This window comes from Thermanaerothrix sp. (genome assembly GCF_056331585.1).
In genome coordinates this window covers 1-22,288 of the sequence record NZ_JBWGPQ010000036.1, presented here as the reverse complement: position 1 = coordinate 22,288, position 22,288 = coordinate 1, and the positions used below count along the sequence as shown (strand labels likewise).

The following is a 22,288-nucleotide window of genomic DNA, read 5'->3' as shown; positions in this document are numbered from 1 at the left end:
TCCCTAGGCCGGGAGAGGCAAGGCTTCTAACTGTGCGACCAGATCGCTCAGGACGTCAAACCCGCCTTGCCAAAAGGCGGCTTGGGTGACATCCACCCCGGCCTCATTCAATATCTGAATCGGGGCTTTGGCACCACCGGCTTCCAAGATGCGCAGATAACGTGGGCGGAAGGATGCCCCTTCGCGCCGGTATTGTTGATAAAGCGAGAGCACCAGCAATTGCCCAAAGGCGTAGGCATAGACGTAGAAGGGAGCTTCGTAAAAATGCGGGATGGAGACCCACTCCCATTTGAATTCCTCGCTCAGTTCGACGGCATCCCCGAACTGCGCGCGCAGGTTCTCCAGGTAAGCTGCAGCCAGGTCTTCCAGCGCGGCGTCCTGGCGGATCATCTCGTGCGCCTGGCGTTCAAAGAGGGCAAAGAAGGCCTGACGTTGAATCGTGCCGTAGGCATCGTCCATCTGGCGGAAGAGCAAATCCGCGCGCACGGCTTCGTCCGGCTCTTCATTGAGCAAGCGATCCACCAACAGCATCTCGCCGAAGGTCGAGGCGGTCTCAGCCAGGGGCAACGTGGCATGGAACGTGAGCACGCTGTGGTGCTCGGCCAGCATGGAATGGATAGCGTGGCCCAATTCGTGCGCCAGGGTAGCGACATCGTGCGCACGCCCGTTGTAGTTGGTCAGCACCCAGGGGGTCAGGCCGGGCACCGCGCTCCAGCAAAATGCTCCGCCGCGTTTGCCGTGGCGGATCTCGGAATCGAGGTGTTTCTGCTCAAACACGCGCTGGGCCAGGCGGGCAATGCGCGGCTCGAATGCCTCAAAGGCGTCTAAAACCAACCATGCTGCCTGCTCGAAAGGATAGAGTTTATCGGCCTGGGTGACCGGCGCATAAATGTCATAACGACGCAGGCGGTCCACGCCCAACCAGCGCGCCTTAAGGCGGAAGAAGCGGCGGAAGACCTCGGTATTGGCACGGCACACCTCAAGTAACGTGTCTACAACCTCATCTGGCAGGTCGTTCATCTTATTGCGGGCGGAAATTGGGCTGGGGTGCTTGCGCAGGGTGACTTGCTCGTTGTACCAATCCCGCACGATGGCTTGATAGATTTGCGCCAGGATGGGGGCCTCCTCGCCGTAAACGCGGTAGAGTTCACGGTAAGCAGCGGCGCGCAGATCGGGGTTAGGGCCGCGGGCGTAGGTCATCAGCGCGTCGCGGGTGAGCGCTTTCTCTTCACCATCTACGATCAGTTTGAACACATAGCGGCTGGTGATGGATTCATAGAGGCGCTGGAGGGCGCTCGATCCAGTCACATTTTTGAGGTTGATGATCTTCTCTTCCGGTTCGCTGAGGGTGTGGGAACGGAAGCGGCGCAGGGTCTCTAACCAGTAGCGCCGGTCAGCGGAGGCGGCCAGCAGTCGTTCTGCGGCGGCATCCGGTAGAGCCTTCCACCACAGTTCAAAGAACAGGGTGCGGTTGGCCAGTTCGGCCAGGAATTGTTCCACCCGCGCCACCAGGGTTTGTGCGGTGGTGTTGCGGGTGTCTTCACTGAACAGCAGGTTGGCATAGCCGTAAAGGCGGGATGCCAGGTCATGGAGGCGCTCAATCCGATCCAGGATGGCCTGAAATTCGCTCTCAGGCAGATCCTCGCGTAAGGTGGGGCGCAGGGCTTCAAGCGCTGCGGTTTGTGTTTCCAGTTGTTGAAAGGCGGTTTCCAGTTCCGGGCTTTGGGGGCCGGGGAACAGGTCATCCAGTGACCAGCGGGTTTGGGTAAAGACGGCATCCGTCATGGGGGTAACCTCGATCCAGGGAGCTCACAAACGATGATGGGGTAATGTTTTTATTTTACCAAGAATCGGCGGGTTGCCAGCCGGTTGTCGCTGCCCATTCTTCGGCGGCCAGTCCTGGTACGGCAGTCGAGCCGATGTGATCAATCCGTAAGACCAGATTGCTCAGGGCTTGGCGCAGGGTTTCGGCCAAGGCGGCAAAGCGTTGCGGCCATTCGGCTTGGTAGGGGAGAATCTCGGGAGACATAGGGGAACCTTAAGGCAAAACTTGTGGATTTCGCCTATTCTATCACCTCGAGGGCATGAATGGGCTTTAGCCGGCAGGTAGAATGTGAGCCCATGGTTTCCCGAGACGGCTTCCGGGAACGTGATAAAACCATTTGACTTTTCCTTTCTTTCTGGCTATACTAGGTGCAGACAACGGGGAGCCCGGTGAGGCCGGGCTGAGAGGAGGGCCGTCCAGCCCTCGACCCGCAGAACCTGATCCGGGTAATGCCGGCGGAGGGACGATAGCACGAAGTTATCGCTCATTTTCCCGCCCTCCGCCCCGCTTGGAGGGCGGGCGTTTTTGGAGCACATCGAATGACGCGTGCCGTGATCTTTGCCAACGGCGAACTCCCAAACCCTACCGCGGTTGCGGCCTGGCTGCAGCCCCAGGATTTCCTGGTCGCTGCCGATGGTGGTCTCGCGCATGTACGCCGTCTGGGGCGCTATCCGCATCTACTCATTGGCGATCTGGATTCGGTGACGGCGGAGCACCTGGCCGAGCTACAGGCGCGGGGAGTGCGCATCGAACGCTACCCAGCGGAGAAGAACGAGACCGACCTGGAATTGGCGCTTTTGTGGGTAGCGCGGGCCGGCTATCGCACCATCCGCGTGGTGGCGGCGCTCGGCGGACGCCTGGATCAGACCCTGGGCAACCTTTTTTTGCTCATGCTGCCGGAACTGGCCATCTGTGATGTGCGCTTGGAGGATGGTGCACAGGAAGTTTTTCTCATCCGCGACCAGGCGACCCTCACGGGCGAACCAGGGGAGACGGTTTCGTTGCTCCCCCTCGCTGGTCCGGCGCACGGCATCATCACCCAGGGGTTGCGGTACCCCCTGCGGGGTGAGACGCTGTACCCGGAGCGCACCCGCGGCATCAGCAACGAACTGATCGCCCCGCAGGCCACGGTGCGGCTGGATCACGGCTTGCTCCTCTGCATCCACACCCACCGCTCCCCCCAAACCCATAATGGAGGTGTTGGATGAAAGTCTTAATGTTACGTCTGTCTGTATTCTTCCTGCTCGCGCTCATCTTGGCGGCCTGTGCGCCGGCTGCCCCAACGACGCCCGCCGCGCCCCCCGCGGCAACCGTGCCGGTTGAGCCCACGGCACCCCCTGCCGCTTCGCCCACCCCGGCGGCGCCGACCGAATTGCGCATCATGACCCACGATTCGTTCGCCGCCAGCGAAGAGGTCATCGCTGAGTTTGAGCGCCAGTACAACGTTAAATTGGTCATTTTGCCCAGCGGTGATACCGGTGCCATGCTCAGTCAGGCCATCCTGACCAAAAATGCGCCTCTGGCGGATGTGCTCTACGGGGTGGATAACACCTTCCTCTCACGAGCGCTGAAAGAAGACCTCTTTGAGCCCTACCGCTCGCCTTTGCTGGAAAATATCCCCCCTGAGTTCATCCTCGATCCTGAGTATCGCGTCTTGCCGGTGGATTACGGCGATGTGTGTATCAACTACGATAAGCGCTATTTCGCCGAGCGCAACCTGCCCGTACCGCAATCGCTGGAAGACCTGCTTAAACCTGAATATAAGGGCTTGCTGGTGGTGGAAAATCCGGCCACGTCGTCGCCTGGCCTAGCGTTCCTGATGGCTACCATTGCCCATTTCGGCGATCCGGGCTATCTGGACTTCTGGAAGGGGTTGCGTGAGAACGGCGTGGTTGTGGTCAACGATTGGGAGACGGCCTACTACACCAACTTCAGCGGCTCATCGGGCAAGGGGCCACAGCCGATGGTGGTTTCGTACGGTTCCAGCCCGCCGGCCGAGGTGATCTTTGCCGAACAGCCATTGGATGAGGCGCCTACGGCGTCCATCGTCGCACCGGACACCTGCTTCCGCCAGATCGAGTTTGTGGGCATTCTCAAAGGCACCTCCCAGCGCGCTCTGGCCGAGAAATGGGTGGATTACATGCTGGATCGCCGTTTTCAGGAAGATATGCCGTTGCAGATGTTCGTCTTTCCGGTTAACCGCCAGGCACAACTGCCTGAAGCCTTTGTAAAGTATGCCCAGATTCCCGAAAAACCGGCGACGCTGGATCCAAACCTGATCGCCGAAAAACGGGAGGCCTGGATCGAGGCTTGGACGGAGACGGTGCTGCGGTGAGCGGCACGATGCCTTATCCGATAGGGAAAACCGCCGCGCGCCGGACGTTTTGGCCTACGCTGGTGCTGTGGCTGCCCCCATTGCTCTTCCTGTTAATCTTCTACGTCACCCCATTGTTCAGCATTCTGAGCCTGGCCGGTGAGGCCCTACTCCGCGAGGGCCTCGCCGCCGGGCTGGGGGCGCGCCTGTGGCGCCCGCTCCGCTTCACGCTCTGGCAGGCTGGCCTTTCCACCGTGCTGACATTGCTGGTCGGCCTGCCTGGGGCGTATCTTTTCGGACGCTTCACCTTTCGGGGTAAGGGTTGGTTGCGCGTCTTGACCACTTTGCCGTTCATCCTGCCCACGGTCGTCGTGGCCGCCGGTTTCAATGCGCTGATCGGGCCGCGCGGCTGGCTTAACGTGCTGCTGATGCAGGCGTTGGGGCTGAGCGAGCCCCCGATCCGCTTGATGCACTCGCTGGGGGCGATTTTACTGGCGCATGTTTTCTACAACACCACCATCATCCTGCGCGTGGTCGGAAGCGCCTGGGCCCAACTTGACCCACGCCTGGAACAGGCGGCGCGGGCGTTGGGGGCATCGCCCTGGCGCACGTTGTGGGAGGTCACCCTGCCCCTGCTCCGTCCGGCGATCCTAGCGGCGACCCTGTTGGTGTTTTTATTCGATTTCACCAGTTTTGGCGTTATTTTGCTGCTGGGTGGGCCGCGCTTCGCCACGCTGGAAGTGGAAATCTACCTGCAAGCCCTGCAAATGCTCAACTTACCCCTGGCTGGCTTGCTCTCGGTGGTGCAACTGGCCTGCACCTTGATCTTCCTTCTGCTCTACCAGCGTGTGGCGGCACAGGTTAACGTCCCGGTGACGCCACGGGTGCAGGGGGAGGGCTTGCACTCACCGCAAACGCCGGGCGAGCGCGCCTTCGTCGTCGGAATGGTGGGGGTGTTGGGTGTGCTACTGCTCTTACCCATGGCAGCACTGCCGTTGCGTTCGGTAGCCCGCCTGGAAGCCGCGCGAGGCGAGCGCGGGATGGTGACCCCCGGCCTGACGCTGGATTATTACCGCGAACTCTTCATTAACCGCCGCGGCTCCTATTTTTACGTGCCTCCGATTCAAGCCGCACGCAACTCGCTGCTTTATGCCGGGGCGACGATGGCGCTGGCGCTCAGCCTGGGGGGGCTGACTGCCGCAGCGATGACGCGGTTACGCCGCCCGCCGCGCTGGCTGGATCCGCTGCTCATGCTCCCACTGGGCACCTCGGCGGTAACCCTGGGATTGGGATTCATCGTGGTCTTCAATCGTCCGCCTTTGGTGGCACGCGATTTTCCGCTCATGATTCCCATTGCACATACCCTGGTGGCGTTGCCCTTCGTGGTGCGAACCCTGCAGCCGGCACTGGCCGCCATCCCGACCAATCTGCGCCAGGCCGCGGCGGTGTTGGGCGCTTCACCCTGGCGGGTGTGGTGGGAGGTGGATTTTCCGATCGTCCTGCGCGCGGTGATCGTGGCGGCCGTATTTGCGTTCACCGCCTCGCTGGGCGAGTTTGGTGCGACCATGTTCCTGGTGCGTCCGGAATATCCGACCGTGCCGGTTGCGATTTACCGGTTCATTTCCCAACCGGGAGCGTTGAATTACGGTCAGGCGTTAGCGATGTCCACGATTCTCATGGCATTGTGTGGGCTGGGCGTGGCGGTGATCGAACGCCTGCGCCTGCCGGGCTGGCCGCAGACCTGGTGAGTTTCAGGCCGCGCGCACCAGCAAACTGATGCTCTCAATGTGGTAGGTTTGGGGAAAGAGGTCAAAGGGGGTGATCTGGATCAGCTGGTAGCCCGCGGCAATCAACTGCCGTAGGTCACGCGCCAAGGTGGCCGGATCGCATGAGACATAGGCCAGATATATTGGCCCCAAGCGGATCAGCGCTTGCAGGGCAGCGGGTGCCATGCCGGCACGCGGTGGATCTACCACTACCACGTCTGGGTGTACGTCCAGCCAGGGCAGGACCTCTTCGGCGGCCCCCTGGTAAAGCGCCACATGGTCGAATTCATCCAGGTTAACTGCAAAATCCTCGCAGGCGCTGGGGGAAACTTCCACCCCCAGGCAGCGCCCCACCTTCGGAGCGAGGAAGGCGGTGAACAATCCCACCCCACAATAGACATCCAGCAGGGTGCTCTGGGGCGTCAGGGGCAGGATGTCCAGCAGGTGCTGCACCATGGCCGCTGCTTGGGCCGTGTTGACCTGAAAGAACGACGGGGCAGAGACCTTGAAGGGGCGCCCCAGTACTTCCATCACCAGATAATCCTCACCGGCCAGCACAATCGTCCCGGCGGGGCTGAGATGGACAGCTGAAAGCGGAAAGTCCACGCTGAACTCCGGTGGCTGCGGATCGCGACTTTCCAGGATCAAGAGCACCTCTTCTCCGCTGCCCACGCGTAATTCCACCCGTTCCAGGCCGAGCAGGGGTTCAAACTCCAACTGCGGCCAGACCTGGTTGAGCACTGGCTCGGGCAGGTGGCATTCCTGAATCGCCACCACCTGATGCGAATCGGCGCGGTGGTAGCCCAGACGTCCCTGGGCATCGAGGTGGAATTGCACCGTATTGCGGTAGTTCCAGGGCTGGGGGGAGGGCACGATGGGGCGTAGCGGCGGTTCGGAGATGCCAGCCAGGCGCTGAAGTTGCTCACGCAAGATCGTTTCTTTAAGCGCGCATTGGGTGGTGTAATCGGTGTGCTGGTAGTGGCAACCGCCGCAGAGGCCATAATGAGGACAGCGCGGCGCAATTCGCTGAGGGGCAGGCTGCACGACGTCCAGTAGTTCGGCTCGGGCGTAGGTGCGTTTGCGCTCGACCAGGCGCACCCGCACCCGCTCGCCGGGCAAGGCAAAGGGCACAAAAACCGCGCGCCCATCCGGCAGGCGGCCCAGGCACACGCCGCCATGAGCCGGGGCGAGCAGATCCACCTCATAAACGGCGTGGTTTAGATCATGTTGACCCAAATGTAGTCTTCCAGGCTTTTGATTTCGGCGTCTTTCTCCATCAGTAAGCGCTTGACCACATCCCCAATCGAGATGATCCCGATTAATTGTTCCCCTTCCAGTACAGGTAGGTGGCGAAAGCGATGCTGGGTCATCAGTGCCATGCAATCCTCGACCGTCTGATCCGGCGTGACGTAATAGACCGGTGAAACCATGATCTCGCGCACCGGGGTTTGCATGGTGGTGCGCCCACCGATTGCCTGGCGGGCAAAATCGCGCTCGGAGAAGATACCGACAATCTTACCTCCCTCAACTACGACCACTGCACCGATGTGCTTTTCGGCCATCAGTTTTAGCGCTTCCTGAATGCTTGACGAGGGGGTGACGTACCACACCTGGCAGGCTTTTCCTTCAAGCAACTGGCGTACCGAGGTCATGATCGCTACCCTTAAATGGTGTGCGTGCGGCCACGAATGTAGTTTTCCAAACTCTGGATGGTAATCTCTTTTTCTTCCAGCAACTGCTTGACCACATCGCCAATGGAGATCACGCCGACGAGTTGATCGCCTTCCAACACTGGTAGGTGACGAATGTGCTTGGCGGTCATCAGCGCCATGCATTCTTCCACGGTCTGCTGGGGACTGACGTAATACACCGAGCGGGTCATGAAGTTACCCACCGGCTCATCCAGCAAAAGCGATTCGCGGCTGGCGGCATAACGGGCATAATCGCGTTCGGAGAAGATGCCCACAATTTTGCCCTCCTCCAGCACCAGCACCGCGCCGATGTTCTTCTCGGCCATCAGTTTCAGCGTCTCGCGCAAGGGGGTTTGTGGCGTCACTGACCAGACCTGGCGGCCTTTGTTATCGAGTAAATTCTTGACAATCGCCATCGCTGCGTTCCTCCATCGCGTGGGGTCGAGCCAACTTTACATTGATTATCAACAAAAGTGGCGCTTTGTCAAGTTTTATGGCGAACCGAATGAAATTTGTCGGTTTTGTCTTATTCCAGGCCGTCCAATGCCTGGCGCAGGTCGGTAATCAAGTCATCGGCGTCCTCCAGCCCCAACGAGAGGCGCACCAGGTTGTCACGAATGCCCAGGCGGCGGCGTTGTTCAGGTGGCACATCATAGTACGACATCAGGGCCGGCTGAATGACCAGGCTCTCCGTCCCCCCCAGCGAGGGCGAGATATAGGGGATCTGCAGGCGGTCAATGAAGCGTGCCGTGCGCCAGAGATCACCCCGTACGGTGAACGAGACCACGCCGCCGAAGCCTTTCATCTGGGCCTGGGCCACGGCATAGTCGGGGTGTGAGGGTAGACCGGGGTACCACACTTGCTCCACTTCGGGATGCCCGGCCAGGAACTCGGCTACCCGCTGGCCGTTTTCATTGTGGCGCGCTACGCGCAGGCTGAGCGTTTTAAGGCCACGCAACAGAAGGTAGGCATTATGGGGGTCGGGGGTCGCGCCAAGGATGTTATGCAGCTCGCGCACGGGGGTTACCCAATCGGTGCTGCCGACCACAAACCCGGCCAGTAGGTCGTTGTGCCCGCCCAGATATTTGGTGGCAGAGTGAATCACCAGATCTATGCCCCAGTCCAATGGACGCAGGTTGAAGGGCGTAGCGAAGGTGCTATCCACCACGCTGATCAGATGATGGCGGCGGGCAATTGCGCCAAAGCGTTCCACATCCAGGATGCGCAGATAGGGATTGGTTGGGGTTTCCGAGAGGAGCAAGCGAGTATTAGGGCGGATGGCTGCTTCCAGGGCTCCGTAGTCCCCCAATGGCACGACGGTGGTTTCAATTCCAAAGCGGGGCAGGGTTTCCAGGCAAAACTGACGTGTGCGGCGGTAGCAATCATCGGTCATGATGAGGTGGTCGCCCTGGCGCAAGAGGGCCAACAGGGTGGTAGTGATGGCCGCCATGCCCGAGGCAAATTGGATCGCGGCTTCGGCGTGCTCCAATGCGGCCACGCGCGCCTCGCAGGCGGCCACGGTGGGGTTGCCGTAGCGCCCGTACTCCAGGCGATCGGTGGGCAGGCCACGCGCATGGGCGTCTTGATAGGCCACCACTTCCTGGCTGTTACGAAAGGTGTAGGTCGCTGTCTGCACCAGGGGCTCGATGAGGGCATGGTAGGGCTTACAGCGCTCGCTCCCGGCATGGATGGCACAGGTGGATTCGCCCCATTCCGAAGCCGTGGGGGCATCTTCCAGGGTGGATACTGCGGCAGGGGATGGGGAAACTTGGGTCATGGGATCACCTCCAGAGATTAGGGATAAACGAAACGGGCTGCCTACGTTGGCAGGCAGCCCGTTGGTTGACTCCACTTGCGTTTCAGGGATAAGGTGTCAGATCACTTTTCCCTCCGCAAGCGCTGCCTGCCGGGAAAAGCGGCGCATGACCATCGCCATCATCATGCCCATGGCCATTAGAATGGATAACGCAGCGCTTGCGAATTGGATACTCATGGTCTTAATCGTAACCTCTTGCGCCTGATTATAGGCGGAATGCGGAAAATGTCAATAGGCAATTTGAGAGCAATCCCGGATTAATATTGGATATCGCCCGCAAGATAGACCAGTGCCTCTTCTACCGACTTTGCCGCTAACAAGCGCGGGACAAAATCCGCTTGACCCAGGCGTTCGGCCAGGACGCGCAGGCTTTCCAGGTGGGCCGAGGCATCCGGGGCACAGAAGGCGATAACGACCTGCACCGGGTCATTATCCGGGTTGCCGAACGCAATGGGTTGAGTCAGCGTGATCAGCGCATAGCCCTCGCGTAAGGCGCCTTCTTCGGGGCGTGCGTGGGGCAGGGCAACGCCGGGCGCTATGACAATATAGGGGCCGAGTTCGCGCACGGTGCGGATCATTCCGTCAATATATCTGGGTTCGGCAGCGCCGCTTGCGACCAGTAACTGACCGGCGGCGCGCACGGCCTCTTCCCAGTTGGTTGCTGGCACACGCAGGGCTATGGTCTCGGGGGTGAACATGGCGCGGATCCCCCTAGAAAGTCTTGCGGCGGCTAGGGAACTTGGCAATCCACTGCTGGTTGTAGCGGTCGCCTTCCGGTAGGTTGGCCGACATCCACACCGGCGGGGGAGTACCCTGGGTCTGGTACCAACGCGTTGCCACCTCGGCCACCAACGCTTGTAGTATGGCAGCGCCCACTACGGTGGAGAGTGGTGAAACCCGGGGTAAGTTGGGTGCAATCTCAACCGCAGCATCGCCGGGGGGGATGTGGGTATCAATGACAAAATCGGCAATCTCAAAGAGGCGTTTGCCGCTGGAATGGCGGCTGGCTTGAGCACGCGATTGGGTCAGCGAGGTGATTGCCACAACGGTCAATCCCTTCTCCTTACCACATAGCGCCACTTCTACCGGGCCGGGGTTGATCCCGGATTGCGAGAAGACGATCAACACCTCGCCCGGGCGGAGATCATAACCGTCCATGAGGGTGCGGGCATACCCCTCCAGGCGCTCTAGGGCTGTGGTACGCGAGGGTGGGTTTGCCATCAGTGTGTAGCCGATGTCCAGGATCGGGTTGACCGGCACCAACCCGCCGGCGCGGTAACTGATCTCCTCGGCCAGCAAGTGGGCATGCCCGGCGCCGAAGATGTGCAGTACCCCACCCTCTACCAGTGAGGCTGTGATCCGTTCAGCGACCTGGGCCATGGTTGTGGCCTCGGCCTGGCGCACGATCTCAAGAGTGTGAACCACGGTTTCGAAATAACGCTCGATTCCTGAAGAACAATCCATATAACGCCTTCCCTCCACGCAAACTAGTTGAGGCGGTCGGGTTTTGCGTTACCCGACCGCCGGTTGTGCTAACCTCGACTATCCACCAAAGAGCGGCAGGATCAACGACAGTAAGGGCTTGAAGACCCAGATAATGATGTACCAGTCGGGATCAGCCAGTTGGGCTAGTTGCGGTGCTGTGGTGCTTAGCATGGGCATGGTGATAGCCTGCCCGATGGCCAGGAACAGACCATTGATGGCACCGCCTAAGATGGCACCGCGCACCCCACCGGTAGAGTTACCGAAGACACCACAAGTACCACCGGGGAAGAAAAGCATGATCATCGGGGGCACGATCACGGCCCATCCCAGAGCGCCGAAGGTCACCATCAGGATAATGAACACGACGAAGGCCGAGAGGAAACCAAAGAGCACCGCGGTAGGCGCATAATCAAAGACGATGGGGCAGTCCAACGCGGGCTTGGCGTTGGGGACAATGCGCAAGGCGATCCCACGGAAGGCAGGGATAATCTCACCCAGCACCATGCGCACACCGACCAGGAGCACAGTGATACCAACAGCGAAGACCAGACCCTGCAGGACGGCGTACACAATGTAGTTCAACCCACCTGCCTTATCGGCCACGGCGGCCGGGCCGGCGGCCAGTGCCGCAATAACGACCACAATGGCGATGACCACACCCGTGGCAACCGTCACATCGCGGAAGAAGGTCAGCCACTTGGGCAGGGTCAGTTTTTCGGTGCTGTTCTCGGGCTTGCCTACGTACTTACCCAACACTGCGGAGAGGAACGCGCCGCTAGAAGAGGTATGCCCTAGCGCTAATTCGTCTGTACCAGTGACTTTTCGCATCCAGGGCTGGATGTAGGCCGGCTGGAAAGTCCAGTAGAGGGCAATGATGACCGACCCCACGGCGACCATGGTGAACATGGAGATATTGGGGTTGATTTCCAGCATGATCGCCACCAACACCAGCGCGATCCAGAACATCAGGTGGCCGGTCAGGTAAATATATTTGAATTTTGTGAAGCGTGCTAACAAGACATGAATGATGAACCCAAATGCCATGATCAGGCTGGCGGCGCCACCGTAAGTGGCGATGAGTTTGTCTAGGCCCATTCCCCCCAATTCAACCTGAGGCAGGCCGAAAGCGCTTTGAAGAATAGGGGTGAAATTATTAAGCGCCTCAACCACAATCCCTGCGCCGCGTGACATGATCAGGAAACCCACAGCAGTCTTGATGGTGCCAGTGACGACGTCGCTGAAAGGCTTCTTTTGCACCAGCAAGCCGATCATGGCAATTAGACCGACCAGAATTGCCGGCTGGCTGAAAATGTTATCGGCGATAAATTGGGCTATTGTAATTAGAGTATCCATGGAATCCTCCTCCCAAAAGGACGCGGATGAAATTGGATGTTGATCATAAACGATGAACCGATCCCCCCCTAAACGAGTGGAATGATAATTACATCTTCCTTGGTGTCGCTAGAATCACCTCCTTTCCACTAGGGTGTTCGCCTCCTCCCTAAATCAACCCTTTTTCTTTTAGAAATTCGGTTAATACGCTGCGGATTTCATCTTTGTTCACAAAGGATTTGATCGCTCGCACCGGTGCATGCCCACCCGAGCAGACCGGCACCAGTGCCGGCGAGGTCAGAATCAGGTCAACGCGGGCCCCGCGGGCCTGGGTGGCATCTGAGGCTTGCACTTGGGCTTCAACCCCCAATTCTTTGAGCACATCTTCGGTGTACATGCGGAGAAGCAGGCTGCTTCCCATACCAACGCCGCAAACAGTCAAGATTGTGAGCATGATCAGCCCTCCCAAAGGTTAGGATTATGCCTGCAGATGGGCATAGAACTTGTAGCGGTCACCCCGATAAACCGATTCCACATACTCGATGACTATATTTTGTGGGGTGCGGGTCACCCGTTCCATGCGTAATACGGCTGCTGGCGGGTGCAATTCCAGCAATCGTGCTTCTTCCACGTTAGCCAGCGCCGCTTCAACGACCTGAATGGCTGAAGCCGGAACCAAACCATACTCTTCGCGTAGGACGGCGTAGAGAGATTCGTGCGAGAAGTCATGCTGCAAGAGATTCGGGCACAAGTTTTGCGGCAGGTAAGCGGTCTCAATGGCGACGGGTTTCTCATTGGCCAGACGCAACCGCTTGAGCAGAACCACGCCGCTGTGAATCGGGATTTCCAATTTACCGGCGATGTGGGGTGAAGCGGGGATAACCGTGGCTTCCAGGACGCGGCTGGAGGCTTGCAAATTAGCCCGTTGCATCTGCTCCGAAAAGCCGGTCAGCGCGTGATCCTGTTTGAAGAGCACCTCGCTAACGTAGGTGCCCTTACCGGCTGCGGTGTAGAGCACACCTTCCTTGACCAACAGCTGCAGGGCCTGGCGCACCGTCATGCGGCTGATGCCGTAGCGTTCGCTTAATTCGCGCTCTGAGGGCAGGCGGTCATGGGGGTGCAGTTCGCCCCGCCGGATCTGGCGCACTAGCAGTTCTTTCAATTGGATGTAGAGAGGAATGGGACTTTTGGCGTTGATATCCATTCTGGTCATACCTGGTCTATACCACTATAGACTATACAGGATTCTTAGTGCGTTGTCAAAATTTTTTAAGGTTTAAGTCGTTACCTGTAAGGATTGAGAACCCGAAGTGTGGTTTGCAAATCCCCCATGTCTTGGTTAATATATGGCATAGAGAGCGTTTTCCGGGCTCAACCTATTTCTCTTTGGAGGTGTGCCATGAGTCTAACGCTTACCTGGTACGGTCATGCGACATTGGGTTTGAAAATCGGCGATTATGATGTTCTGGTGGATCCGTTTTTCAGCGGCAACCCCGCTGCCAGCACCACAGCCGATAAGGTAAGAGCCCAGTTTATTCTGGTCAGTCACGGGCACGGGGATCATGTCGGCGATACGGTAGCGATTGCCAAACGCACCGGAGCGCTGGTCATCAGCAATTTTGAGATCTGCAACTGGCTGGCGGCCAAAGGCGTCAAGACCCACGCTCAGCACATCGGTGGCGGGCATCGCCATCCCTTTGGCTATCTCAAATTGACCCAGGCGTTGCACGGCTCGGCCCTGCCCGATGGTTCTTATGGCGGAAACCCGGCTGGTTTCCTGCTAACCACTCCCGAGGGGAAGAAGGTCTATATCGCCGGCGATACGGGGCTATTTGGCGATATGCGGCTGATCGGTGAAGAGGGCCTTGACCTGGCCGTTCTGCCGATAGGCGATAACTACACCATGGGCCCCGAAGATGCCCTGCGCGCGGTCAAATTGCTCCAACCCAAGCATGTGATTCCGATTCACTACGACACCTTCAACCTGATAGCCCAAGACGCCCGAGCCTGGGCGCAGCGGGTAGAGCAAGAGACGACCGCGAAGGTGCACCTGCTACGACCGGGCGAGTCGTTTGCCCTGTCTTGAGGCCATGCCGGGTCAACGCCCGCCGAGGTTGTAGAAGTTATACACGGCCTGGCTCAGGTTGGCGATGAGCAGGTTGGCCGGATCGAATAGCAACTGAACCGGGTGGTAGAGGAAAATCACGAGTACATAGTTGCCGCCAGGGGTGTAGACGATGCCAGCGTCGCTGATGGTGTGAATCAGCCCGTCGCGCGGGTCGGTTACCCAACCGTGCTTGTGGGCAATTTGGGTGCCCTCGGGCAAACCGGCTTCAATCAGCACGGCAATGCGATTGCGTGCCAGGTAGTTGATCATCAGGCGGCACTCGCTTTGGGTGATCTGCCCCGGGAACGCGGCAGCAAAGGTGCCCCCGCCGGTTTGAGCGCACTGGTAAATATCCCCCAGCAGCATGCCGGCATCCATCGCCGTGGTCTGGTTGTAGGGGTCGGGGTCGGTAGAGACATCGGTACGCTGGTTGGCGGGTGTCTGGATGCGTTGGAGCAGAGGCGCGCCAGGGTAGAAAAAGCCAGCCAGGAAGGTGTTTTCCAGCCCCAGGGCACGGATATCCTCGGTGACCATCAGCGGGCCAAGGTTTTTGTCCATGACCTGCTCCATCAGGCGATCGGCCGGGTCATTCTCCGAGAATTCAATCATTGCCTCCATCAGGCTGGTGATTTCCGCCGGTAAGGGCTCCTCTAAGCGGCGGAAGACCGAGATCATAATGGGGATTTTCATCGTGCTGGCGGCGGTGAAGGCAATGCCTGGTGCCACTTTTTGGCCATAGGCATAGGCCAGATCTAATTCTTGGCCGTTTTGCAGGTCGAGGAGGTAAATCTCAGCCACGCCGTCGAAGTTGTTCGTGCTCAACACCTGGCGTAACATAACTTCCAGGTTTTGGAACGAGGGCCGCGGTGGTGCGGTTTGAGCGAAGACGACGTTCAGCGTACGGCGAGTGGGACTGCGCAGGGCAGCGTCCACCAAGGTCAGCGTGCGTTCCACGTCCATCACCGTGCCCGGTTTGCCCGGATTAAACGTGGTGCTACCCGGGATCGGCTCGGCGGGGGTAGGGGGTTGATCGTAGCGGGCGGCAACCTCGTTTTCGAGGAATGCACGCAGGCGGGCTTGAGAATAGGTGGCGCGCAGGGGAATGTCAACGGCACGAGGTTGTCGCCCCCAGAGGAAGTCCCAAAACGCGGCCCAGAAGGATTGTCCGCTTTGGCGTTGCTGCTCTGCCGCGGCCAACATGCCTTCCAGATCAGGGCGGAAATCCACCTGCGAGGGACGCAGCTGGATAATCGCCTCACCATAACGTAATTCCACCGGCAGGCCGTAGATTTGGGTCAGGCGTTGGGCGGCTTGCTGGCGGTCCAGCCCCCCCACCGGCACGCCAGCGATGCGGGTTCCAGCCGGGAACGTTTCACGCAGGCGGCTGAAGCGTACCAATTGAATGACCGTGAGCAACACGGCCAACAGGATGAGCACCATTGAAACCCAGCGCAGGATGATCGGACTTGTGTTTCTTCGCAATGCAGGTGCCTCCAATCGTTAAGCCGCAGCAATTTTACCAGAGAAGTTAAGGCGTGATTCCACGCTGGTAAAGCAACCACAGCCCGGCCAGATAAATCACCCCAATGAGCAAGGCATCGGCTTCCAGCATACCCCAGCGCCGTTCTAGCCGAATCAGGTTACCCACCAGGGCTAGGGCCGTTAAAATGAGACCGAGCAATCCGACCAGCACAAAGGCGGGGTCAATCACACCCAAGAAGCGGCCGGAAGTATAGAATAAATCGCCCAGGCCCAGGGCAAACATGTTGAACAGGTTACTGCCGAAGAGATTGCCGATGGCCATATCATCGGCACCCAGGCGCGCAGCAGAAACGGTGGTGACCAGTTCGGGCAGCGACGTTACTAAAGCCACCAACGTGGTGCCGATGAAGGTGCTGCCCAAACCGGTGATGATGGCGATCTCGGCACTGCTGCGCACCAGCCAGGGTGTCACGTAAACCAGCGCAGCAGTGGCCAACCCGAAGCCAAAGAGGGCTATCCCCAGGCTGGGCGTGCCGGGCGGTATCTCTTCGGCGGTAATGGTGACGCCCGAAGCAACATGCTGATGGCGTTGAAGTAGCCGCACGGCTAGCAGGTAGCCCAGCATGATGACCAAACTGTCGCCGCCCACCCAGCCAATTCGCCAAGGAATATCGGCTAAGATGAAGAAGGTTACCAATCCGATCAAGAGGACGGCCAGGCTGCCGGAGAGGGCATGTTTGAGCGCGGCGTTGCGCAGGATACGCCGTTTGCGGAAGGCCAGATCTAAGATCGCCAGCAGCGCCATGTTGAACATATTACTGCCTAAGAGATTGCCGGCAGCCAGGTTGGCTTCGCCTTGGGTAATGGCGTTGACCGTAGTTAATACCTCGGGCAGTGAGGTGGCGGCTGCGATCAGGATCACGCCAACGAACAGTCGTCCCAGCCCGGTGCGTAGGGCAATGGCATCCCCGTACTCCGCCAGGCGCACCGCGGCTAAAACGATGATCCCCGCACTGACGAGGAAGATGATCCAAACCATCGGTTTAGTCCTCGGCGGTGGGGGATGAGGGGATGCCTTTAGCCAGTGCCAGTGGCCAGGCGGCAAAGACACCCGTGTTGGGCAAATTCAGGTCACCGATCAGGGCTTCGGCTTCTTCCAGGCAGCGCCGCGCCATCGCTTCATCCGGCACTATCGCCAGCAGGGTGTAGTTTCCCACCGCTTCGTGGGATTCGCTCTGGCCGTAAAGGTAGCGCAAGGCGAGCGGACGCTTGCGGCTGCGGCGTGCCCAACCGGTGCTTTCTAAAATCGTCACTCCGCTGACGCCGGCCTTCTCCCATCGCGCCAGCAAAGGATCAACATGGGCTTCGTTATCCACGACCATCAACACCAGGTACATGGGGCAGTCCTTTGTAAGGTGAGGGTTTACACGTGTAGGATGAGATGATTCTACCATCCTCGGTTTTTGATCTCAGATGATTTTACAGAAACGAGATTGGATGAAACACTTGTTGCATTTTGACCTTGGGGATATAATATGCAACATCTGTTTCACGCGAGAAACCATGGATTGGCTGCTGTTCCTACCTCAATTGCCGACGACCCCTTCCAGCCTGCGGGTGACGGTCTGGCGTCGGATGCGCCAAGTCGGTGCCCTTGGACTCCAGAATGGCGTCTGGGTCTTACCGCAGCGCGCCGATCTTGAGCAGTGGCTGCAGGATTTACGCGCCCAGGTGCGCCAACAAGGCGGTGAGGCCTGGCTGTTTCGGGCACAGACCCCAGATGCCGAAGCCGAGGGACTTATCCGTGATCGTTTCTGCACTGAACGCGATGAGGAATACCGCGAGTTCCTGGAGCGTTGCCAAGATTTTTTAGCCGAGATTGCCAAAGAGAGCCAACAAGGGAAGTATACCTACGCCGAGATGGAAGAGATTGAGGAAGACCTGGAGAAATTGGAACACTGGCTGGGTAAGATACGGGGACGCGATTTTTTCGAGGCGGCGCTCTCGGTTGAGGCTACTACGGCTCTAAAGACTTGCCATCAGGCCTTTGCCGTCTTTGTGAGTCATGTTTATGCTCGTGAGGGGCTGAATGCTGCAGCCGATACCGAATCTCAAACCCTTAACGACGGAGATGCCATACCATGAAATCCACAACCACGTCTACAACCACGCTGAGCGATGTTCAACGTCAACGCCTTTCCTGGCAGTTGATTGTTATCCTGGGCCTTGTCAGCGCGCTGGGGGATGTCACTTATGAAACGGCGCGCGGTGTCGCCGGGCCATATCTGCTCTATCTAGGTGCCAGTGCTGCCATCGTTGGCACCGTTTCTGGGCTAGGGGAATTTCTCGGCTATGCGCTGCGTCTGGTTAGCGGTTATTTAGCCGAGCGCACCCGCGCCTATTGGGCTGCCACGTTCCTCGGCTACGGCTTGATTCTGTGCATCCCGCTATTGGCGTTCGTCAACCGCTGGGAACTGGCTGCCGCGTTGTTGATCTTGGAGCGCATTGGCAAGGCTATCCGCTCCCCGGCTCGCGATACCATCCTTTCCCACGCTACGGCCCAGACCGGGCGCGGGCGCGGCTTCGCTCTCCATGAGTTCTTGGATCAACTGGGTGGGGTGGCCGGGCCGCTGCTCTTTGGGCTGGTCTTCGCCGTGCGCCAATCCTACCGTGATGGATTCAACCTGTTATGGATCCCAGCCCTCCTGATGCTGGCCACCTTGGCCTTTGCCCGCTTGCGAGTGCCTACCCCGGAGCGGCTGGAAAAAGACACCCGCGCCGCAGATGCGGCCGGCACGCGCCTGCCGCGCGCCTTCACGTTCTATGCGCTGTTTACCCTATTCAGCGTAGCCGGGTTTGCTACCTTTGCCGTGCTTTCCTACCACTGGAATGCCCGTGGCCTGTTTTCCCCCAACCAAATTGCCTACCTTTATGCCCTGACCATGGGCGTAGATGCCATCGCTGCGCTGGGAATTGGCCGCATTTATGACCGGATTGGCCTGAAAGGAATGGTGCTGATCCCATTGCTGACTCTGCCAATCCCCTTCCTGGGCTTTTCCCAGAGCATCCCACTGGCTCTTTTTAGCGCAGTGTTATGGGGGATGGTGATGTCGGCGCATGAGACGGTGATGCGAGCGGCCATTGCGGATATGGTGGGCAAAGCTCGTCGCGCCTCGGCGTATGGCATTTTCAACACCCTGTATGGTGCGGCCTGGTTTGTCAGCGGCGCCAGTATGGGCTTCCTTTACGAGCGTTCGCTCAGCGCGCTTTTGCTCTTCGTAACGTTGACCGAAATCCTGGCACTGGTGATGTTTGGTCTATTACGACGCGCTTATACTTCCCCTGAAGTGGCGGTCTGAACCTGGTGGGGGTGAAACACACGCCAGGCTGAGAAGAGAAGGATCAATCCCAGCAGAACTTTGAGCGAGACCGGAGCGATGTGCCCTAATACCGGCCCGGCCAACCCGGCTCCCAGGAAGGTGCCCAGGCCCATCGGTAGGATTACCTGCAGCCCTTCCTGGGGGCTGATGAGCCCTCGCCGCAAGTGGCGCGCCAGGCCTACGGCTACGGTTGGCAGGCCGATGAGCACGCTGGCTGAGCCGGCCAGTTTGACCTCGACGCCGAAGAGGATCACCAGCGTGGGGATGATCAATTCACCACCGGCTACACCGAGCAGACTGCTGACCAAGCCAATGCCCAGGCCGGCCAGGAAGGCTATCCCATAACGGATCACCCCGCTCGGCAACCCGCCCCCGGGCCGGGTAAGGGGCAAGAAGGCTTCGGTGATCAAGAGCAGCCCTAAGGCTGCCAGGAGGATCAAGATGGCGCGTTCCAGGTGGCGTTGGCGCACGCGGGGCAACCATCCGGTGCCCCAGAAAGCCATGCTCAGGCTGCCCAACAGCAATGCTCCCAGCATTGGCCATAGGGGGATGAGTTGTGCCCACGGCAGTACGCGCCCCCGCACAAAGAAGGCCATGCCCAGGGTCAAAAAACTGACGGCCAGGTTCAATGGCACGGCGCGCCGGCTTGGGAAACCCAATACCCCAACCAATACTGGCAAGCGGAACTCTGCCCCACCCAGACCGATTAGCGCCCCGACCCAGCCGATAGGGATGGCGCTCAAGAAAGCCAGGGCGGCCCGCTGCCATGCCACCCGTTGGCCCCAATTTTCCCCGGCCGGCACGTTAGGCTTCCCTTGTGGGGCTTAGAGCCCGCTCTGACCGCTCTCTTTAAGGCGATCTTCCAGGGTGCTGATAATGCGGCGCTGGCGGCTGATGATATCTTTAACCACGTCGCCGATGGAAATGATGCCCAGCAGACGGTCGCCTTCCATGACCGGCAAGTAGCGGGTGCGCTTGTAGGTCATCAGTTCCATGCACTCTTCGACGGTTTGATCCGGGTGCACGGGGTAAAGTTCGGTGGTCATAATCTCGCGCACCAGGGTGTCTTTGGAGGCTTTGCCGTGCAAAATGACCTTGCGCGCGTAATCGCGTTCGGAGATGATGCCCACCAGGCGCTCGCCTTCCATAACGGCCAATGCTCCCACGTCCTTATTGGCCATCATGCGCAGAGCTTCATAAACGGTGGCCTCGGGGCTGATAGACCAAATGTAATCCCCTTTGACCTGAAGGATGTGTCGCACGGTATTCATCAACGTGGCCTCCTGGTTTGGAATAAGATGAGCGAGGGCAGAAAGATGGCGCATTCGCGCCACGGGCGCGGAGAATTTGGGCAAAGATCACCGCAGGACGGCTAACGCGGTGCAGACGGGCGCAGTATTTCGCACTACTATCATCATAACACAATCCGGCCGTCCAGGTGACGGAAGGGGGGTACCAATGCGATCCGCGCCCTTATGCAGATAAATCGTATCAAATAAGGTTATATAAGTCAATGCTGCCGCATCTTATAGGTTACCAGGTACAAAGGGTTGGTTGGGAGAGGTTTGGCATCTACGAAGCACGAGCCCCCGCACGGGGCAGGGGCTCGCAGGCGGCAATAGTAGGTTTTTTGGGTTTAACGGTGGATTTCCACGCGGCGGGCGGCGCTGTGGGTGAGCATGCCCAAGCCAAGGAAGATCAGCCCGAGGAAGATGAGGAAAGATGTGAGGGGCGATATGGGTTGGGTCATATCGGCGCCGGTGACCGGAATGAGCAGGCCGGGCTGACCGCTAGAAGGTGGGGGAGGCGGCGGGGGTGGTAGGGTAGGTGGCGTTGTGGGCTGTGTGGGCTGGCCCGGGTCTGGGGTGGGGGTGCTATCGCCTGTGGGAGGAATGATAGCGGTTTCTGTGGGCATTGGTGTTGTGGTTTCACCAGGAGGCAGAACCGTAATCTCGGTGGGGATAGCATCTGTTGGTGTGGGTCCAGTGGGTGTCTCTTCGGTTGGTATGACCTCCGTAGGTACCACCTCAGTAGGAGTAGAAGTCACTTCAGTAGGGGTGATTTCGGTAGGAGTGACCTCAGTAGGAGTTACTTCCGTTGGTGTAATCGCGGTGGGGGTCACTTGGGTTGGTTCTACAGTAGGCGAGGTCGTGTTGGTCGGGACGGCGCAGTAGGAACCGGCATAAGCGCCGGGATTGTGAAGAGTCACGGTTTGCCCGTTGACGGTGACCGATGCCGAGATGACATTGTAGTAACCAGGGCTTTGATAATCGTAATAATGCCAGACATTTCCCGTCTGATTGCTGGGACTGATGGTAGCGGTATGGGTTGTTGATCCATCGCTATACGTGTAGGTGAGGCTACCGGGCGTGATCCCGCTGGGGACATTGAGCAGGACGAAGTGGATTTCCACCTGCCCGTTCACACATGCGATGTGAGATAAATTGAGTTGATAGTTAGGTTGAGGGGTATTGGTTGGCACTGGGGTTTTGGTGGGTTTGGGAGTGTTGGTGGGTTTGCGGGCGGTATCCAATGCAGTTGCGCTGGCTGGGAATGCCAGCAGGCTCAGGCCTAACCCTGCCAATAAGGTAACAACGCCCAGAAAGTAAAACCAGCGGGCCAGCGAACGGTAAAAGATGGGTGACTTTTGGAACAACATAGCAAGACCTCCGAACAGAGACAAAATGGTAGAGAGCGATAAAGGCTACACAATTGCCTTCTCGCTTGTGAATGAGTCCGGCCGGTTTCGCTATTGGCTCTGTGCGCTCCCACCGGGATACCGGTAAGCGACCAAATTAGGGGTTGCGCACTTCGACGCCGCCGAATAAACAGGACCTTTTGCACCGGTTTTTTATTTTAAATAAACAAACCGGCCCAGGAATTAGCAAAGGCCGGTTTCGCCACTGGCTCTGCGGGGGGTGGCCCAGACTTTGGGTCTGGGCGGGCGACCAATGCGCACCGCTCCCGCTTCAACGCCGCCTGCAAAAGGGATGTGCCCCTTTGATTTTGTTAAGGACGTCAATATTTTGACTTTGTTTATCCTATTATACGCAAGTTAGTAAAAAAAGCAAGGGTTTTGGTTAGATTCTT

At 58.8% G+C, this 22,288-nt stretch carries 23 protein-coding genes and 1 riboswitch; of the genes, 6 read left to right on the top strand and 17 right to left on the bottom strand.

Translation table 11 applies throughout. From position 1 onward, the window contains the following. Positions 1 to 3: 3 nt before the first annotated feature. Complete coding sequence (locus AC01YT_RS11345) at positions 4 to 1,785, bottom strand: M3 family oligoendopeptidase (RefSeq protein ID WP_476675521.1); 1,782 nt, start codon at positions 1,783 to 1,785, stop codon at positions 4 to 6. Positions 1,786 to 1,840: 55 nt separating this feature from the next. Then, positions 1,841 to 2,029, bottom strand: a complete 189-nt coding sequence (locus AC01YT_RS11340; protein ID WP_476675519.1) for a GrpB family protein — start codon at positions 2,027 to 2,029, stop codon at positions 1,841 to 1,843. 164 nt (positions 2,030 to 2,193) lie between these two features. Then, positions 2,194 to 2,306, top strand: a riboswitch (TPP riboswitch). Between the two features lie 58 nt (positions 2,307 to 2,364). Between AC01YT_RS11340 and AC01YT_RS11335 the strand changes: the two genes are divergently transcribed. Genes AC01YT_RS11335 through AC01YT_RS11325 form a run of 3 tightly spaced genes read left to right on the top strand, consistent with a single transcriptional unit; the run spans position 2,365 to position 5,887 of the window. Continuing rightward, on the top strand, positions 2,365 to 3,033 hold the full coding sequence (locus tag AC01YT_RS11335) for a thiamine diphosphokinase (RefSeq protein ID WP_476675517.1): 669 nt from the start codon (positions 2,365 to 2,367) through the stop codon (positions 3,031 to 3,033). Then, positions 3,030 to 4,160, top strand: coding sequence for a thiamine ABC transporter substrate-binding protein (locus AC01YT_RS11330; protein ID WP_476675515.1), 1,131 nt, complete (start codon positions 3,030 to 3,032; stop codon positions 4,158 to 4,160). Before AC01YT_RS11335 ends, AC01YT_RS11330 begins: the two co-directional genes overlap by 4 nt. After that, positions 4,136 to 5,887, top strand: coding sequence for an ABC transporter permease (locus tag AC01YT_RS11325; protein WP_476675513.1), 1,752 nt, complete (start codon positions 4,136 to 4,138; stop codon positions 5,885 to 5,887). The genes AC01YT_RS11330 and AC01YT_RS11325 overlap by 25 nt, the downstream gene beginning before the upstream one ends. A 3-nt stretch (positions 5,888 to 5,890) precedes the next feature. Here AC01YT_RS11325 and AC01YT_RS11320 read toward each other — a convergent pair whose 3' ends face one another. The 9 genes from AC01YT_RS11320 to AC01YT_RS11280 all read right to left on the bottom strand — a co-directional run bounded on the left by AC01YT_RS11320 (position 5,891) and on the right by AC01YT_RS11280 (position 13,442). Further along, positions 5,891 to 7,141: a class I SAM-dependent RNA methyltransferase gene (locus AC01YT_RS11320; protein ID WP_476675511.1), complete on the bottom strand. Its 1,251-nt coding sequence runs from the start codon at positions 7,139 to 7,141 to the stop codon at positions 5,891 to 5,893. After that, complete coding sequence (locus AC01YT_RS11315) at positions 7,123 to 7,557, bottom strand: CBS domain-containing protein (RefSeq protein ID WP_424913201.1); 435 nt, start codon at positions 7,555 to 7,557, stop codon at positions 7,123 to 7,125. Before AC01YT_RS11315 ends, AC01YT_RS11320 begins: the two co-directional genes overlap by 19 nt. 11 nt (positions 7,558 to 7,568) lie before the next feature. Continuing rightward, positions 7,569 to 8,012, bottom strand: coding sequence for a CBS domain-containing protein (locus AC01YT_RS11310; RefSeq protein WP_315625231.1), 444 nt, complete (start codon positions 8,010 to 8,012; stop codon positions 7,569 to 7,571). A gap of 110 nt (positions 8,013 to 8,122) precedes the next feature. Then, positions 8,123 to 9,373, bottom strand: coding sequence for a trans-sulfuration enzyme family protein (locus AC01YT_RS11305; RefSeq protein ID WP_476675508.1), 1,251 nt, complete (start codon positions 9,371 to 9,373; stop codon positions 8,123 to 8,125). Positions 9,374 to 9,669: 296 nt separating this feature from the next. Further along, complete coding sequence (locus tag AC01YT_RS11300; protein ID WP_476675506.1) at positions 9,670 to 10,110, bottom strand: PTS sugar transporter subunit IIA; 441 nt, start codon at positions 10,108 to 10,110, stop codon at positions 9,670 to 9,672. Positions 10,111 to 10,123: 13 nt separating this feature from the next. Continuing rightward, entirely contained in the window at positions 10,124 to 10,876 is a 753-nt protein-coding gene (locus AC01YT_RS11295; protein WP_424913215.1) for a sugar isomerase domain-containing protein, read from the bottom strand. Between the two features lie 78 nt (positions 10,877 to 10,954). Further along, positions 10,955 to 12,250: a PTS ascorbate transporter subunit IIC gene (locus AC01YT_RS11290; RefSeq protein WP_476675504.1), complete on the bottom strand. Its 1,296-nt coding sequence runs from the start codon at positions 12,248 to 12,250 to the stop codon at positions 10,955 to 10,957. Positions 12,251 to 12,398: 148 nt separating this feature from the next. Then, positions 12,399 to 12,683, bottom strand: a complete 285-nt coding sequence (locus AC01YT_RS11285; RefSeq protein WP_315625237.1) for a PTS sugar transporter subunit IIB — start codon at positions 12,681 to 12,683, stop codon at positions 12,399 to 12,401. A 24-nt stretch (positions 12,684 to 12,707) separates the two neighbouring features. Beyond that, positions 12,708 to 13,442 carry a GntR family transcriptional regulator gene (locus tag AC01YT_RS11280; protein WP_476675501.1) on the bottom strand — a complete coding sequence of 245 codons (735 nt, stop codon included), beginning with the start codon at positions 13,440 to 13,442 and terminating at the stop codon, positions 12,708 to 12,710. Positions 13,443 to 13,628: 186 nt separating this feature from the next. On the opposite strand from AC01YT_RS11280, the gene AC01YT_RS11275 reads away from it, so the two are divergent. After that, positions 13,629 to 14,315 carry a metal-dependent hydrolase gene (locus AC01YT_RS11275; protein ID WP_424912885.1) on the top strand — a complete coding sequence of 229 codons (687 nt, stop codon included), beginning with the start codon at positions 13,629 to 13,631 and terminating at the stop codon, positions 14,313 to 14,315. A gap of 12 nt (positions 14,316 to 14,327) precedes the next feature. Here AC01YT_RS11275 and AC01YT_RS11270 read toward each other — a convergent pair whose 3' ends face one another. Genes AC01YT_RS11270 through AC01YT_RS11260 form a run of 3 tightly spaced genes read right to left on the bottom strand, consistent with a single transcriptional unit; the run spans position 14,328 to position 17,215 of the window. Further along, positions 14,328 to 15,818 (bottom strand): serine hydrolase, encoded by a 1,491-nt coding sequence (locus AC01YT_RS11270; RefSeq protein ID WP_476675499.1) that lies wholly within the window; start codon positions 15,816 to 15,818, stop codon positions 14,328 to 14,330. A 46-nt stretch (positions 15,819 to 15,864) separates the two neighbouring features. Continuing rightward, positions 15,865 to 16,857, bottom strand: coding sequence for a sodium:calcium antiporter (locus AC01YT_RS11265; protein ID WP_424912883.1), 993 nt, complete (start codon positions 16,855 to 16,857; stop codon positions 15,865 to 15,867). A 4-nt stretch (positions 16,858 to 16,861) separates the two neighbouring features. After that, positions 16,862 to 17,215 (bottom strand): hypothetical protein, encoded by a 354-nt coding sequence (locus AC01YT_RS11260; protein ID WP_424912882.1) that lies wholly within the window; start codon positions 17,213 to 17,215, stop codon positions 16,862 to 16,864. A gap of 166 nt (positions 17,216 to 17,381) precedes the next feature. On the opposite strand from AC01YT_RS11260, the gene AC01YT_RS11255 reads away from it, so the two are divergent. Further along, positions 17,382 to 17,963, top strand: a complete 582-nt coding sequence (locus tag AC01YT_RS11255) for a Chromate resistance protein ChrB (RefSeq protein ID WP_424912881.1) — start codon at positions 17,382 to 17,384, stop codon at positions 17,961 to 17,963. Then, a complete protein-coding gene (locus AC01YT_RS11250; RefSeq protein ID WP_476675495.1) occupies positions 17,960 to 19,177 on the top strand; it encodes an MFS transporter in 1,218 nt (405 codons plus the stop codon). The genes AC01YT_RS11255 and AC01YT_RS11250 overlap by 4 nt, the downstream gene beginning before the upstream one ends. Here the strand turns inward: AC01YT_RS11250 and AC01YT_RS11245 are convergent. From AC01YT_RS11245 to AC01YT_RS11235, 3 genes are all read right to left on the bottom strand, one after another. Next, positions 19,150 to 20,001, bottom strand: a complete 852-nt coding sequence (locus tag AC01YT_RS11245; protein ID WP_476675493.1) for a sulfite exporter TauE/SafE family protein — start codon at positions 19,999 to 20,001, stop codon at positions 19,150 to 19,152. The genes AC01YT_RS11250 and AC01YT_RS11245 overlap by 28 nt on opposite strands. Positions 20,002 to 20,022: 21 nt before the next feature. Next, positions 20,023 to 20,469: a CBS domain-containing protein gene (locus AC01YT_RS11240; protein ID WP_315625246.1), complete on the bottom strand. Its 447-nt coding sequence runs from the start codon at positions 20,467 to 20,469 to the stop codon at positions 20,023 to 20,025. A 365-nt stretch (positions 20,470 to 20,834) separates the two neighbouring features. Then, a complete protein-coding gene (locus tag AC01YT_RS11235) occupies positions 20,835 to 21,857 on the bottom strand; it encodes a hypothetical protein (protein ID WP_476675491.1) in 1,023 nt (340 codons plus the stop codon). Positions 21,858 to 22,288: the final 431 nt, after the last annotated feature.